This window comes from Paraburkholderia xenovorans LB400 (genome assembly GCF_000013645.1).
Taxonomy (GTDB): Bacteria; Pseudomonadota; Gammaproteobacteria; order Burkholderiales; family Burkholderiaceae; genus Paraburkholderia; species Paraburkholderia xenovorans.
The window spans coordinates 1,223,080-1,236,064 of the sequence record NC_007951.1 but is presented as its reverse complement, the minus strand read 5'-3'; the positions used below and the strand labels follow the sequence as shown (position 1 = coordinate 1,236,064).

Sequence of the window (12,985 nt, the reverse complement as noted above, 5' to 3'; positions counted from 1 at the left end):
CGCACGCCCCCACTCTGATCTTTTAAGGGGGTACACCATGCTCAAGCTCATTTCAGCCATTGGTTTGGCGGCCGTTTTATCCGGTTGCGTCGCATATCCCGCCGGCTACGGCTACGCGGATCCCGGATACGCCTACGGGCCTGACTATGGCCCGGCGTACGGCTACGGCACCATCAATGTCTGGGCCGGCGGTGGCGGCGGTTACCATCACGGCGACTACCACCACGGAGGATGGGATCACGGGCGCGGACGCTGGGAAGGCGGCCGCGGCGGCGGGCATGGAGGTGGACACGGCGGCGGAGGCGGAGGGCACGGCCGCTAAACGCGCCGTAGCCTGCATTCGTCGTAGCGTAGCAACGTCGTCGGCAATATCGGCCTGGCGGAGTCACAAATCTTCGAGGCCGCTTCGTGCGGGATATCGCGATCGACACCGATCTCGCGAAAATCCTTTCCGATTGCATGGGCGCGCCAATAGCGCTTTGCAACAGCCTGTATTTCGAAAAAGGAAGCGCCCAGCCGCCCCATGTCGATGCGATCTATATGACGCCCCAGACGCACGGCCATTTACTCGCGTCTTGGGTCGCGCTGGAAGACGTGCATGAAGACGCCGGCCCGCTCGAATACTACCCGGGCAGCCAACTGATCCCACAGTGGAAATTCAGCAATGGAACCTATCACTCGGTACCTGAGGAGATGGGCGCGTGGCATCCGTACATGGACGCGCAGTTAAAAGAGCGGGCTTACGAAACAAGGGCACATTGACCCTCGGTCGACAATACGATTCAGTCGCGGATTATGTCGCGCCGTTGACGGCAACCGGCAGTTGGGGCGGCACGCTCTTCGCACACACGTTCCACAACGACAACATCAACGAGACGTTCCGCGTGGACAACTCGGTGAAGTACACGAGCGCCAGCTACGCGGGATTCCAGACCGGCGGCCTGTACGGCCTCAGCAGCCAGGCGGGCGCGTTTGCGGACAATCGCGCATGGAGCATCGGCAAGAAGTATCAGAACGGACCACTATCCGTTGCCGCTGCGTTCATGAACATCGACAATGCGAGCGCCAACACCACCGGCGCCGTCTCGGGATCGCCGTACCTTTCGGTCCGGCAGCGAGTCGCCGGCGCAGGGGCGAACTATGCAATCGGCGCTGCGACGCTTGGCGTCGTTTATACGCATACGGATCTCGTCGATCGGCCAACCGTTCCCGTCAGCACGTTGAGATTCGACAACTTCGAAGTCAACGCCAAATTCGACATCAGTGCAGCGTGGTATGTCGGCGCGATGTACACGTATACGAAAGAATCGATCGCCTGGTCGACGGGGCATAACAATCCGCACCGCAATGAATTCGGTCTGATGGCAGATTACCGGCTCTCGAAACGGACTGATCTATACGCCCAGACGGTTTACGACAAAGCGTCCGGGCAGGACGTTTTCGGCGACGTCGGCAACCTTGCTGAATCGTCTTCGCAGAATCAAACCGTGGCACGCGTCGGCATTCGAACTTCCTTCTGAGAAACCGGGGCAGCCCGAACCCGACACGCTTGACGCAGCCTGCGAAGGCGCAGTTGCAAGGCGGCATCTAAAGTTTGTTCGGCGGCTGCCGAAAATCAGGCATGGACAACGACGACCGCCTCCGCCCCGGCCACCCTCTCTATGAAGAGGCGATGGCCCTCGAAATGACCGTACGCACCTTGCGCCGTGCACAAGGCAAGAAGAACCCCGAAGACGTTCTCTATGCCTCGCCGGAGTGGGACGTCGTCAGCGAGGAATTCGTTCGCGATCTTTATCGCGCGATGGGCGGCAACCCCGGGGACCTGCATTGACAATCCGGCTGTGCGAATGCCGCAAGCCGAATCAGCGCCACCCTGTTCCGAAGTCTGATGCCAAGGGTCGGGCAGCAGCTTCGACCCGGGCCGTCACCTTCAATACGAAATGTTTCGCCCACCCGCCCCAAGCGCCCGGAGCTTTGTCACCGCCGCGCGCAGCGGTGCCGTGAGTCGCCATGAGGTCGACGACTCGAGTGCCCTGATCGTCGAAGTCCTCGATGCGATCTCCTCCTGCATCACAGCAAGTCTCGCTCGCAATTCCGCAAGAGCTTTCTCGGCCTCGGCAAGCCGCCCCGCTGCATCGACTGTGTTCGACATATTCGTCGTGTCCATTGGCGCGGTGTAAAACTCTTCGGTCGTGAGTTCCACGCGCGGAGGTTCTTTGCGAAGGACAATGATCATCTCACCGCCGGTCTCTCCGCGCGCGGGCACGAAGTCGGCAAGATTGAATTCCATGAAACCCATCATGAGGATAGGTTTCAAGACCTTGGACACGATCGTGCCGCTTTCGAAAACATGGCTGTGAATACCGACATGCGGAGGCGCCTTCAGCTTCTCCCTGATGCGGTTCATGTCCAGTTTGTCCGACACCTGCATGGGCCGGTTGACGAATGCTTCGTCGTAATAGATCTCGCATTCGATTTGATGTTCGCGTGGAATTTCTTCCACGCCGGCCAGATACTCGGCCACGAAATGGCTCAGCGCCGTATCCTGCCGATATTTGTCGAAACTGAACTTCTTGTCCGGCAGCGCAAGAAAGAGGATTCCGCCGGGCTGCAGCATGTCGCACAGATCGGACAGCCATTGAATCATGTTCGGCGCATGTTCCATCACATGATTCGCGATAATGTAGTCGAACTTATCGCTGATATAGTCACCGTACCGATTCGAATGAACCACATAATCGATTTCGGGTATGTCGATCACCATATCCGGGTGCGTGCACTCCTGAACCAGTTGCGCTTTATCTTTCCAGTCCAGATACCGCACGTCGGCTTCCGACTTGAAGACGGTCGGCTGGTCATACGGTCCGATTTCCAGACCGACGCCCGAGAGATCGTTGTGCTTCAGAAGATGCCCGCGGCGAAGCGTCGTAACCAGATTCATGAACTACCTCTCGGCAAAGGGCTGCCAATGGCGCAACTTACCATGCCTCGCATGGGTGGCGAACAAAAAACAATCAATGACTATTGGTATAACGAATAAGACGTCCCCACGGTAATTCCCGGATTAACGGCCTCACGAGGCATGTGCGACTGCCGCCGCATCAAATGCCAAACCGGCGGATTTTTAAATTGTCGCGGCACGGCCGGGACCAATTTCCCGCCCGGCCGCGCGAAGCCATTACGACGGACGCTTCGGAATCTCCAGCCCCCTCGCCACGGCAGGGCGCGCGACAAACGCCGCCAGCACACGCGTGACATTCGGGAAATCCTGAATGCCGACGAGATCGCCCGCCTCATAAAAGCCGATCAGATTGCGCACCCAAGGGAAGGTGGCGATATCGGCAATCGAGTACGTATCGCCCAGAATCCAGTCGCGCCCTTCGAGTTGGCGATCCAGCACGCCAAGCAGTCTTTTCGATTCGGCGATATAACGGTCGCGCGGACGCTTGTCCTCGTATTCCTTACCGGCAAACTTGTGAAAGAAACCCAGCTGGCCGAACATCGGCCCAATACCGCCCATCTGGAACATCACCCACTGGATCGCTTCGTAGCGGCCGGCGGCATCCTGCGGAATGAACCGGCCGCTTTTGTCGGCGAGATAGATCAGGATCGCGCCGGATTCGAATAGCGGCAGCGGTTTGCCATCCGGGCCATCCGGATCGATGATCGCCGGAATCTTGTTGTTCGGATTGAGCGACAGAAACTCCGGCGTCATCTGATCATTCGTATCGAAACGCACGAGATGCGGCTCGTACGGCAAACCCGTCTCTTCGAGCATGATCGACACCTTCACGCCATTGGGCGTGGGCAGCGAGTACAGCTGAAGCCGGTCCGGATGCCGGGCAGGCCATTTCTTCGTGATCGGAAAAGCGGATAGATCAGTCATGTGACGGTGTAACCCTTGTGCGAATGTTGCGGCTTGAAAATGGAAATCAGCATCGGTGATCAACTGGGTGGCCGCAGCGGCTGCAACAGCGATACCGGCACGGGACCACCAAATATAAACGAACCGCCCGCTAGCCGTAGCTCACCACAAATCCTTCGTCGCCGCGCCGGCGCGCAGGTTATAGCCTTCGCGCCACAAAGACGCGCCGACCGTCAGGAGCAGCGTCTTCTGCTCGCCGTCGAGCAACTCCCAGGCGGCCGCCAGCCAACTCGCGAAGCTCGCGCAGGTCTGCTCCAGTTCGATGGGCGTTTTGCCTTCGAGGTATTGCCGTTCGAACATCGAAAGAATTTTTTCGGGTGTCATGGGCGCCGTCTCCGCGTTGGATGCGCCAAGTCTAAAGGCGCCGCACCGCGTGCGGAATGCCCTGCACGCCGACCCCGGGTTACTCCCAGGCGAAAACCGCCATCCACCGGAAAATCTGCTGTTCAACGTTCAACGGCAAAAAGCGACGTTAAAACGGGGGAAAGGCGCCGCAGCGCCTTTCCCGTCAATCTGCGTCGCAGCCCGGATTACGGCGCGTTGCGCTTGGCATTGTCCTTGGCGTCTTCCTTAGCGTCGCCATAGGCCTTTTGCACCTTGCCCGCGCCTTGTTGCAGGTCGCCCTTCAACTCCTTACCCGGGTTGTCCGTGACCTTGCCGACCGCTTCATTGACCTTGCCCTTGACTTGCTCGGTCACACCCTTCACCTGGTCCTTGTTCATGTTCGGCTCCACTATTTGGAATGCCGGCGCGACATTACGCCAGTATCCACACTCAGCAACGGGTGTGCCCGATGCCGCGCGCCGCCCGTTTTTCCGCCGGCGGCACCCCGAAAAAAATTTAAAAAAGTCCTAAAGTTTCGCCGCGACCTGCCGTAAAGCCGCGAAGGAGGAGTCATGGACCGTCCACTCGCTACGCTTTCGGGGTCATCCCAGGCTGCATTGATCGATGGGGACATCGCGCATATTGCGCGTGTGATGCGGCCGTCTTTACACGGCGATCTGGGCGGCCCGATCCTGCCGGCCGCCTACTGGCGCAAGCGTCTGTACCAGTTGCTCGACGGCGGCAACCTGTCCCACGCGCAACTGTGCTCGGTCGACAGCCTTCTGCTCCAGCTCGACCAGTTCCAGGCCCAGCCTCAACTGGCTTGGGACGCGCTGGCCCCAGCCTCCGCCGCGTTGTTCCCGCCGCCCTATCCGGCCGGCACCCACCAAACCGCCTGAAACGAATAGCGCGAGCCTGCGCCTGCGGCCCTTCCAGGCCGGCCGCCTGCTCTTTGCCCACGAGTAAAAAAAGGCCGCGGACTACGCCGCGGCCTCAACACGTCGCAACGCGGGGAATTCGCGTCACGCCATAAGCGTACACGTGCAATTGTGACAGCCGCATTTAGCCGCCGCGCGGCTTGCCCAGTTCGACCATTCCCAACGCTGGAAATTTTCGGCCCGCAGCCGAATAAAACCTGGACACAAGGAAAGCGACCGGCCAAAATGTCCGCCAAAATACCCAGCGAGAAAGAACAACATGAAAACGGCCGCTCCGCACGGACTGCTCAAGCAGACCTTGCAGTTCTATAGTCAAGGAGAGATCGCCGCCCACTGTGGAAGAAACGTCAGAACTATCCGTCGCTGGGAAGCCAGTGGAAATTGCCCCGTGATCGCGGAAGCCACGCTGCGGGAAATGCTCGATATCAGGACTCGCAAGGCGCCGGTCGAGCGGGCACCCGAATTTCGCCTCGTCGACCTCTTTGCCGGAATCGGCGGTATTCGCCGCGGATTCGAAGCGCACGGCGGACGGTGTGTCTTCACGAGCGAATGGAACGACTTCTCGAAGAAGACCTATCAGGAAAATTACCGTGATTGCGACGACGCCCATCAGTTCGTGGGTGACATCGTTTCGTTCGACGTCGCTTCCGTGCCATCACACGACGTGCTGCTTGCCGGGTTTCCGTGTCAGCCCTTCAGCATCGCGGGCGTGAGCAAGAAAAATTCGCTCGGCCGTCCGCACGGCTTCGAATGCACGACACAAGGCACGCTCTTTTACGACGTTGCACGCATCATCGCGGCGAAGCGCCCGGCTGCCTTCCTGCTGGAGAACGTCAAGAATCTGCTGTCGCACGATAAAGGCAAAACCTTCCAGACCATCATCGACGTGCTGCGTGATGAACTCAAATACGACGTCCATTACAAGGTTATCGACGGTCAATACTTCACGCCGCAACATCGGGAACGCATCGTGATCGTCGGTTTTCGCGAGGAGACCGAATTTACGTTCGACGACCTGAACGTGCCGGCCGAAGGACCACGCCTTGCTTCGATTCTGCACAAGACCGACGGCAGCGAACCGGTGCTGGCGCATGACGGCGACCGTTTCTTCGATCACGCGTCTCGCGAGGTGCAACCCAGGTACACGCTCACTGCGAACCTGTGGGCCTATCTTCAAGCTTACGCGGCCAAGCATCGGGCGGCGGGCAACGGTTTCGGGTTCGGGCTGGTCACGCCCGACAGCGTGACGCGCACGCTGTCGGCCCGATATTTCAAGGACGGCTCGGAGATCTTATGCTCGCAAGGCAAAGGCAAGCGTCCGCGCCGTTTGACGCCGCGCGAGTGCGCCCGGCTAATGGGTTTTCCTGACGACTTCGTGATTCCGGTGAGCGACACGCAAGCCTATCGCCAGTTCGGCAATAGCGTGGTGGTTCCGGTCATGCAGGAAGTCGCACGAATCATGATTCCGCACGTGAAGGGACTGCTGGCGCAAAAAGTTGCCGGCGCAACCAGTTGATGCGGGCCGTGTAGCAGGCCCGCCCGGATAGCGCGATTCTATGTTCCCGGCTTCGCCTGCTTCGGGAACGCGATCACATCCGCCACCAGCAACGCCGTCATATTGACGATCCGGCGCACCGTCGCCGAAGCCGTCAGCACGTGCACCGGCCTGGCCGCGCCCAGCAGTATCGGACCGATCGCGATGTTGTTGCCCGCGGCGGTCTTCAGCAGGTTGTACGAGATGTTCGCCGCGTCGATGTTCGGCAGCACCAGCAGGTTCGCATCGCCTTCGAGCGTCGAGTCGGGCATCACTTCGCGGCGCAGGTTCGCGTCGAGTGCGATGTCGCCGTGCATTTCGCCGTCCACCTGCAGATCCGGCGCGCGCTCGCGCAAAATCGCCAGCGTGTCGCGCATCTTCTGCGCGGTCGGCGCGTTGCTCGTGCCGAAGTTCGAATGCGACAGCAGCGCCACCTTCGGCTCGATCCCGAAACGGCGCACTTCTTCGGCCGCCATGATCGTGATTTCCGCCAGTTGCTCCGGCGTCGGATCCACGTTCACGTGCGTGTCCACCAGGAAGATCTGGCGGTTCGGCAACACCAGCGCGTTCATCGCCGCGTACACCTTCGCGCCCGCCTTCCTGCCGATCACCTGATCGATGAAGTGCAGATGCCGGTGCGTGGTCGACACCGTGCCGCAGATCATGCCGTCCGCCTCGCCCTTTTCCACCAGCATCGCGCCGATCAGCGTGGTGCGGCGGCGCATTTCGAGCTTCGCCATCTGCGCGCTGATGCCCTTGCGCGACATCATCCGGTGATACTCCTGCCAGAAGTCGCGGTAACGCTCGTCGTGGTCGGTGTTCACCACCGTGTAGTCCTGCCCCGCGACCAGCCGCAGACCGTAGCGCGCAATGCGCTGCTCGATCACCGCCGGGCGGCCGATCAGGATCGGTTTGGCCAGCTTCTCGTCGACGATGATCTGCATTGCGCGCAGCACGCGCTCTTCCTCGCCTTCCGCGAACACGATGCGCTTCTTCTCCGGCTCGACGCTGCGCGCCAGCTGGAAAATCGGCTTCATGGTCGTGCCGCTGTGATACACGAACTGCTGCAGATGCTGTTCGTACGCGTCCATGTCCTCGATCGGCCGCTCGGCGACGCCCGAATCCATCGCGGCCTGCGCCACCGCCGGCGCGACCTTGACGATCAGGCGCGGATCGAACGGCTTCGGAATCAGATACTCCGGGCCGAACGAGAGATCCTGGATGCCGTACGCCGTCGCGACGATATCGCTCTGCTCCTGGCGCGCCAGTTCGGCGATCGCATTGACCGCCGCGATTTCCATTTCCCGCGTCACCGTGGTCGCGCCCGCGTCCAGCGCGCCGCGGAACAGGAACGGGAACACCAGCACGTTGTTCACCTGGTTCGGGTAATCGGTGCGGCCCGTGCACAGCACCGCATCCGGGCGCACTTCGAGCGCCAGTTCCGGCAGGATTTCCGGCGTCGGGTTGGCCAGCGCCAGAATCAGCGGCTTGTCCGCCATCTGTTTGACCATGTCCTGCTTGAGCACGCCGCCGGCGGAGAGGCCGAGAAAAACGTCCGCGCCGCCGATCGCTTCGGCAAGCGTGCGGGCGTCGGTTTCACGCGCGAAGCGCTCCTTGTCCGGGTCCATCAGTTCGACGCGGCCCTTGTAGACCACGCCGGCCAGATCGGTGACGGTGATGTTCTCCAGCGGCAGGCCGATGTCGACCAGCAGGTCCAGACACGCCAGCGCCGCCGCGCCCGCGCCGGAGGACACCAGCTTGACCTCCCTGATGTCCTTGCCGACCACCTTCAGACCATTGGTGATGGCCGCCGCGACGACGATCGCGGTGCCGTGCTGGTCGTCGTGGAAGACCGGAATCTTCATGCGCTTGCGGCATTCGCGCTCGACGATGAAACAGTCCGGTGCCTTGATGTCTTCGAGATTGATGCCGCCGAAGGTCGGCTCCAGCGCCGCGATCACGTCGACCAGCTTGTGCGGGTCGGACTCGTTCAGCTCGATATCGAACACGTCGATGCCGGCGAACTTCTTGAACAGCACGGCCTTGCCTTCCATGACCGGCTTCGAGGCGAGCGGCCCGATGTTGCCCAGACCCAGCACCGCGGTGCCGTTGGTGACCACGCCGACCAGGTTGCTGCGCGCGGTGAAACGCGCGGCGTTCAGCGGGTTCCCGACGATTTCCTCGCACGCGAACGCCACGCCCGGCGAGTACGCCAGCGCCAGATCGCGCTGGTTGATCATCTGCTTGGTCGGGGCGATCGCGATCTTCCCGGGGGTGGGGAACTCGTGGTAATCGAGGGCGGCTTCGCGAAAACTCGTCGTGCCAGATTGCTTTGTCATGGTGGCGATGTCTGGAATAGAAATGACCCAAGGGGTCAGTGCGTGTTGGGTTGCGTGTTCGGTCGAATAACGGTCTCTTTCGCCGGAGCCGTTCCAACGGTCGGCTCCTGGCTCATGGACTCCGGCGCATCAATGCCCGTATCGGCATTGCCGTTCAGCATCGATCGGGCCTGGTTCATATCGAGCGCGCCTTCCCATCGCGCCACGACAATGGTCGCCACACCGTTGCCAATCAGGTTCGTGACGGCACGCGCCTCGTTGAGGAATCGATCGACGCCCAGCAACAGCACCAGCCCGGACACGGGTACTTTGTGCATGGTGGCGAGCGTGGCGGCCAGCGCCACGAATCCGGCTCCGGCCACACCCGCCGAACCCTTGGATGTCAACAGCATTACACCGAGCAACAGCAACTGGTCCCAGATCGTCAGATGGATATTCATTGCTTGCGCAATGAACAGGGCGGCCATTGTCAGATAGATCGCCGTCCCATCCGCATTGAACGTGTAGCCCGTAGGCAACACCATGCCGACCACGGGCCGTGAACATCCCAGCTTCTCCATTTTGATGAGCATCTGCGGAAGGACCGCTTCGGTCGAAGCCGTGCCGAGCGTAATGAAGATCTCATCCCTGATATACCGGAGAAACTTCCATAGCGACAGTCCGCACATGCGCATGACGAGACCGAGCACCACCACCACGAAGAAAACTGAGGTCAGATAAAGACACAGCATCAATTGGCCGAACGAGGCAAGCGTGCCGATTCCATATCTCGCGATCGTGAATGCCATGCCGCCAAAAGCACCGATAGGGGCCACGTACATCACGATCCTGACCACGCCGAACATGCCCTGAAGGAACATGTCGAGCATGTCGACGAACGGCGCGGCACGGGGGCCCAGCCTCGCGAGCGAGATTGCGAACAGGACCGAAAAGAAGATGATGGGCAGAATGTCGCCATTGGCGAATGCGCCGACAACGCTATTCGGAACGATGCTCATGAAGAAATCGAGCATGCCGTGCTGTTGCGCCGCATGGGTATAAGTGGCTATGGCCGAACTGTCGATTTTCGCGGGGTCGATGTTCATACCGCTGCCCGGCCTGATCACGTTCACGATCACGAGGCCCACCGCGAGCGCAATCGTCGAGGCGACTTCGAAATACAGCACCGCTTTCACGCCCACCCGGCCCGCCTCGTGAAGGTCGTTCATGCGGGCAATACCAACGACGACCGACGCGAAAATGATCGGCGCGAGCAGCATCCGGATCAGCTTGATGAACAGGTCTCCGAGCGGCTTTAACTGTGAACCTGTGTCAGGATAGAAGTGTCCGACGAGCACGCCGGCGACAATGCCGATCAACACCTGTACATAGAGATGGGAAAGAGATTTCCCGATCTTCGAAACCCGCATGACTGTCTCCTATGCGTGGCATTTTTAGTAGAATCGGCGCAAGCACGGTAGCGGCATATGCCGCTACCGTGAGCCCGAATCGAATCCGCCGGCATTCCTCTTCTTATTCTGTCAATGCCGCGCCGACACTTCCGGTCGGCGCAGTTGCCGGCGAACGGCTCATGCGGACAACCGCTGCATCTCGGCAAACAGATCGGCCTTTCCTTCAAAGCCGATGCCGGGCAGATCGGGCATGGTGATATGTCCGTTTTCGACCTTCACGCCATCCGGGAAGCCGCCAAAAGGCTGGAACAGGTCCGGATAGGATTCGTTGCCGCCGAGCCCGAGGCCAGCCGCAATGTTCAACGACATCTGATGCCCGCCGTGCGGAATGCAGCGGCTCGGCGACCAGCCGTGCTGATGCAGCATCTCCAGCGTGCGCAGGTATTCGACCAGTCCGTAGCTCAACGCGCAGTCGAACTGCAGCCAGTCGCGGTCGGGGCGCATGCCGCCGTAGCGAATCAGGTTGCGCGCGTCCTGCATCGAGAACAGATCTTCGCCGGTTGCCATCGGCTTGTCGTAATAGTTGCGAAGTGTCGCTTGCAATTCGAAGTCGAGCGGATCGCCCGGTTCCTCGTACCAGAACAGGTCGTATTGCGACAGCGCCTTCGCGTATTGAATGGCGGTGTCGAGATCGAATCTGCCGTTGGCGTCGACCGCCAGCTTCTGGCCGTCGCCCAGCACGCTCAGGATCGAATCGATGCGACGCAGATCTTCATCCAGCGACGCACCGCCGATCTTCTTCTTCACGACGGTGTAGCCCCGGTCGATATAGCTGCGCATCTCGTCCTTGAGCTTGCCGTGGTCCTGGCCCGGATAGTAGTAACCGCCCGCGGCGTAGACGAAGATCTTGCGATCAGGCTGGCCGTTGCCATAACGGTCGGCCAGCAACTGGAACAGCGGCAGGCCTTCGATCTTCGCCACGGCGTCCCACACGGCCATGTCGATCGTCCCGATGGCAACCGAGCGCTCGCCGTGGCCGCCGGGTTTCTCGTTGCTGAACATCGTCGCCCAGATCTTGTGCGGATCGAGGTTGTCGCCGGCGTCGTTGACGAGACTGGCCGGGTCCGCTTCGAGAATGCGCGGAATGAAACGTTCGCGCATCAGCGTGCCTTGCCCGTAGCGACCGTTGGAGTTGAAGCCGTATCCGACCACCGGTTTGCCGTCACGGATCACGTCAGTCACCACGGCCACGAGACTCAGCGTCATCTTGCTGAAGTCGATATAGGCATTGCGGATGGGTGAGCTGATCGGAATGGTCTTTTCGCGGATTTCAACGATTCTCATGGATGTCTCCTGATGGGGCATCGCACGTTGCCAATGCAACGGGCTGTGGGAGTCGCTAGGTTAGTCGCGAAAAGTAGCGCTATGATTCACTCACGGTCACTTCTTTATTAACTTTCAGTGAAGACTGACATTACCTCGCAGCTCGAATTTTTTGTTCTGCTCGCACGCCACGGCAACCTCGCGGCGGCAGCGCGTGCGCTCGATCTGACGCCGCCGGCGGCGACCAAGCGGCTCGCGCAACTGGAGGCGCGGCTCGGCGTGAGACTGGCGAACCGGACGACGCGCAGCATCAGCCTTACGCCGGAAGGCGAGACTTACCTTCACCACGCAACACGCATTCTGGCTGAGATCCAGGAGATGGAAGAGGCGGTTTCGTCCAGCCGATCCGCGCCGAGGGGCCTGCTGCGAGTCAACGCAACGCTGGGGTTCGGACGCACCACGATCGCACCGCTCGTGTCGCAGTTTGCGGAACGCTATCCTCATGTCGAAGTGCAACTCGACGTGACGGACCGGCCGATCGATCTGGTGGAAAGCGGTGTAGATCTGGCAATCCGTTTCGGATCGCTGCCGGACAAGCGGCTCAACGCGCGGTGCGTCATGTCGAACCGGCGGTTTCTGTGCGCATCGCCGCGATATCTGGAGCGGCATGGCACACCCACCAGTCTCGCCGATCTTGCAGGTCACCACTGCATCGTCCACCGTCAGAACGACGACGCTCATGGAATCTGGCGTCTCGCGCACGGCAATCACAGCGAAACCGTCAAGGTGCACGGCATGCTGTCGAGCAACGATGGAGATATCGTGTTGAGCTGGGCACTCGACGGTCACGGCATATTGCTGCGCTCGGAATGGGATCTCGCCAGGTATCTGGAAAGTGGAAGACTGCGGATCGTTCTTCCGGAGTTCGTTCAGCCGTCAGCGGATCTTTTTGTCTATTATCCGAATAAGCGCAATCAGTCTGCACGCGCAAGAGCATTCATAGACTTTCTGGTGGAGCGCTTCAAAAGCCCGCCGCATGAGTCTTATGGTCCGCTTTCAGCCGGCATTCAACTTCCGGCCTGAGCGGTAAAAGCGGGCGAGGTTTTCAAACTTCCCGTCACGTCGGCTTTTCACTCTATCTGTTTTGCGCACGACTGTTTTGTGCAAAACGCCGCTTCTGCAAAGCGGCCTCATAAAACACACGGGATAGG

General features: G+C 60.3%; 14 protein-coding genes. 7 read left to right on the top strand and 7 right to left on the bottom strand.

The window, feature by feature from the left end:
- Positions 1-37: 37 nt before the first annotated feature.
- The 4 genes from BXE_RS05385 (at position 38) to BXE_RS05370 (ending at position 1,831) form a co-directional block, all read left to right on the top strand.
- Positions 38-322 (top strand): hypothetical protein, encoded by a 285-nt coding sequence (locus BXE_RS05385; protein WP_038456680.1) that lies wholly within the window; start codon positions 38-40, stop codon positions 320-322.
- 86 nt (positions 323-408) lie between these two features.
- Positions 409-762 (top strand): phytanoyl-CoA dioxygenase family protein, encoded by a 354-nt coding sequence (locus tag BXE_RS43235; protein ID WP_049782093.1) that lies wholly within the window; start codon positions 409-411, stop codon positions 760-762.
- Positions 759-1,520, top strand: coding sequence for a porin (locus BXE_RS05375; protein ID WP_049782090.1), 762 nt, complete (start codon positions 759-761; stop codon positions 1,518-1,520). The genes BXE_RS43235 and BXE_RS05375 overlap by 4 nt, the downstream gene beginning before the upstream one ends.
- Before the next feature lie 101 nt (positions 1,521-1,621).
- Positions 1,622-1,831, top strand: coding sequence for a hypothetical protein (locus BXE_RS05370; protein WP_011487374.1), 210 nt, complete (start codon positions 1,622-1,624; stop codon positions 1,829-1,831).
- Positions 1,832-1,930: 99 nt separating this feature from the next.
- On the opposite strand, the gene BXE_RS05365 is transcribed toward BXE_RS05370, so the two are convergent.
- From BXE_RS05365 to BXE_RS05350, 4 genes are all read right to left on the bottom strand, one after another.
- Positions 1,931-2,941 carry a class I SAM-dependent methyltransferase gene (locus tag BXE_RS05365; RefSeq protein WP_011487373.1) on the bottom strand — a complete coding sequence of 337 codons (1,011 nt, stop codon included), beginning with the start codon at positions 2,939-2,941 and terminating at the stop codon, positions 1,931-1,933.
- A 237-nt stretch (positions 2,942-3,178) separates the two neighbouring features.
- The gene (locus tag BXE_RS05360) at positions 3,179-3,886 is read right to left on the bottom strand and encodes a glutathione S-transferase N-terminal domain-containing protein (protein WP_011487372.1); all 708 of its coding nucleotides are present in this window, start codon (positions 3,884-3,886) and stop codon (positions 3,179-3,181) included.
- A 141-nt stretch (positions 3,887-4,027) separates the two neighbouring features.
- Entirely contained in the window at positions 4,028-4,249 is a 222-nt protein-coding gene (locus tag BXE_RS05355) for a hypothetical protein (RefSeq protein ID WP_011487371.1), read from the bottom strand.
- Between the two features lie 206 nt (positions 4,250-4,455).
- A complete protein-coding gene (locus tag BXE_RS05350; protein ID WP_007175795.1) occupies positions 4,456-4,647 on the bottom strand; it encodes a CsbD family protein in 192 nt (63 codons plus the stop codon).
- 174 nt (positions 4,648-4,821) lie between these two features.
- Between BXE_RS05350 and BXE_RS05345 the strand changes: the two genes are divergently transcribed.
- Both BXE_RS05345 and dcm read left to right on the top strand, forming a co-directional pair.
- The gene (locus BXE_RS05345; RefSeq protein WP_011487370.1) at positions 4,822-5,148 is read left to right on the top strand and encodes a hypothetical protein; all 327 of its coding nucleotides are present in this window, start codon (positions 4,822-4,824) and stop codon (positions 5,146-5,148) included.
- A gap of 298 nt (positions 5,149-5,446) precedes the next feature.
- A complete protein-coding gene (gene dcm / locus BXE_RS05340) occupies positions 5,447-6,703 on the top strand; it encodes a DNA (cytosine-5-)-methyltransferase (RefSeq protein ID WP_011487369.1) in 1,257 nt (418 codons plus the stop codon).
- Positions 6,704-6,741: 38 nt separating this feature from the next.
- Here the strand turns inward: dcm and BXE_RS05335 are convergent, their stop codons facing one another.
- The 3 genes from BXE_RS05335 to BXE_RS05325 form a co-directional block, all read right to left on the bottom strand.
- Positions 6,742-9,060 (bottom strand): NADP-dependent malic enzyme, encoded by a 2,319-nt coding sequence (locus BXE_RS05335; RefSeq protein WP_011487368.1) that lies wholly within the window; start codon positions 9,058-9,060, stop codon positions 6,742-6,744.
- A gap of 35 nt (positions 9,061-9,095) precedes the next feature.
- Positions 9,096-10,469 (bottom strand): C4-dicarboxylate transporter DctA, encoded by a 1,374-nt coding sequence (dctA, locus tag BXE_RS05330; RefSeq protein WP_011487367.1) that lies wholly within the window; start codon positions 10,467-10,469, stop codon positions 9,096-9,098.
- Between the two features lie 159 nt (positions 10,470-10,628).
- Positions 10,629-11,795, bottom strand: a complete 1,167-nt coding sequence (locus BXE_RS05325; RefSeq protein WP_011487366.1) for a mandelate racemase/muconate lactonizing enzyme family protein — start codon at positions 11,793-11,795, stop codon at positions 10,629-10,631.
- Positions 11,796-11,912: 117 nt separating this feature from the next.
- Between BXE_RS05325 and BXE_RS05320 the strand changes: the two genes are divergently transcribed.
- Positions 11,913-12,857: a LysR substrate-binding domain-containing protein gene (locus tag BXE_RS05320; protein ID WP_011487365.1), complete on the top strand. Its 945-nt coding sequence runs from the start codon at positions 11,913-11,915 to the stop codon at positions 12,855-12,857.
- Positions 12,858-12,985 lie beyond the last annotated feature (128 nt).

What these genes read in the sequence shown, in the direction of transcription:
- BXE_RS05335 (WP_011487368.1), bottom strand. Translation starts at nt 9,060, where the DNA reads ATGACAAAGCAATCTGGCACGACGAGTTTTCGCGAAGCCGCCCTCGAT.
- BXE_RS05360 (WP_011487372.1), bottom strand. Translation starts at nt 3,886, where the DNA reads ATGACTGATCTATCCGCTTTTCCGATCACGAAGAAATGGCCTGCCCGG.
- dctA (WP_011487367.1), bottom strand. Translation starts at nt 10,469, where the DNA reads ATGCGGGTTTCGAAGATCGGGAAATCTCTTTCCCATCTCTATGTACAG.
- BXE_RS05355 (WP_011487371.1), bottom strand. Translation starts at nt 4,249, where the DNA reads ATGACACCCGAAAAAATTCTTTCGATGTTCGAACGGCAATACCTCGAA.
- BXE_RS05345 (WP_011487370.1), top strand. Translation starts at nt 4,822, where the DNA reads ATGGACCGTCCACTCGCTACGCTTTCGGGGTCATCCCAGGCTGCATTG.
- BXE_RS05385 (WP_038456680.1), top strand. Translation starts at nt 38, where the DNA reads ATGCTCAAGCTCATTTCAGCCATTGGTTTGGCGGCCGTTTTATCCGGT.
- BXE_RS05325 (WP_011487366.1), bottom strand. Translation starts at nt 11,795, where the DNA reads ATGAGAATCGTTGAAATCCGCGAAAAGACCATTCCGATCAGCTCACCC.
- BXE_RS05365 (WP_011487373.1), bottom strand. Translation starts at nt 2,941, where the DNA reads ATGAATCTGGTTACGACGCTTCGCCGCGGGCATCTTCTGAAGCACAAC.
- BXE_RS05350 (WP_007175795.1), bottom strand. Translation starts at nt 4,647, where the DNA reads ATGAACAAGGACCAGGTGAAGGGTGTGACCGAGCAAGTCAAGGGCAAG.
- dcm (WP_011487369.1), top strand. Translation starts at nt 5,447, where the DNA reads ATGAAAACGGCCGCTCCGCACGGACTGCTCAAGCAGACCTTGCAGTTC.
- BXE_RS05370 (WP_011487374.1), top strand. Translation starts at nt 1,622, where the DNA reads ATGGACAACGACGACCGCCTCCGCCCCGGCCACCCTCTCTATGAAGAG.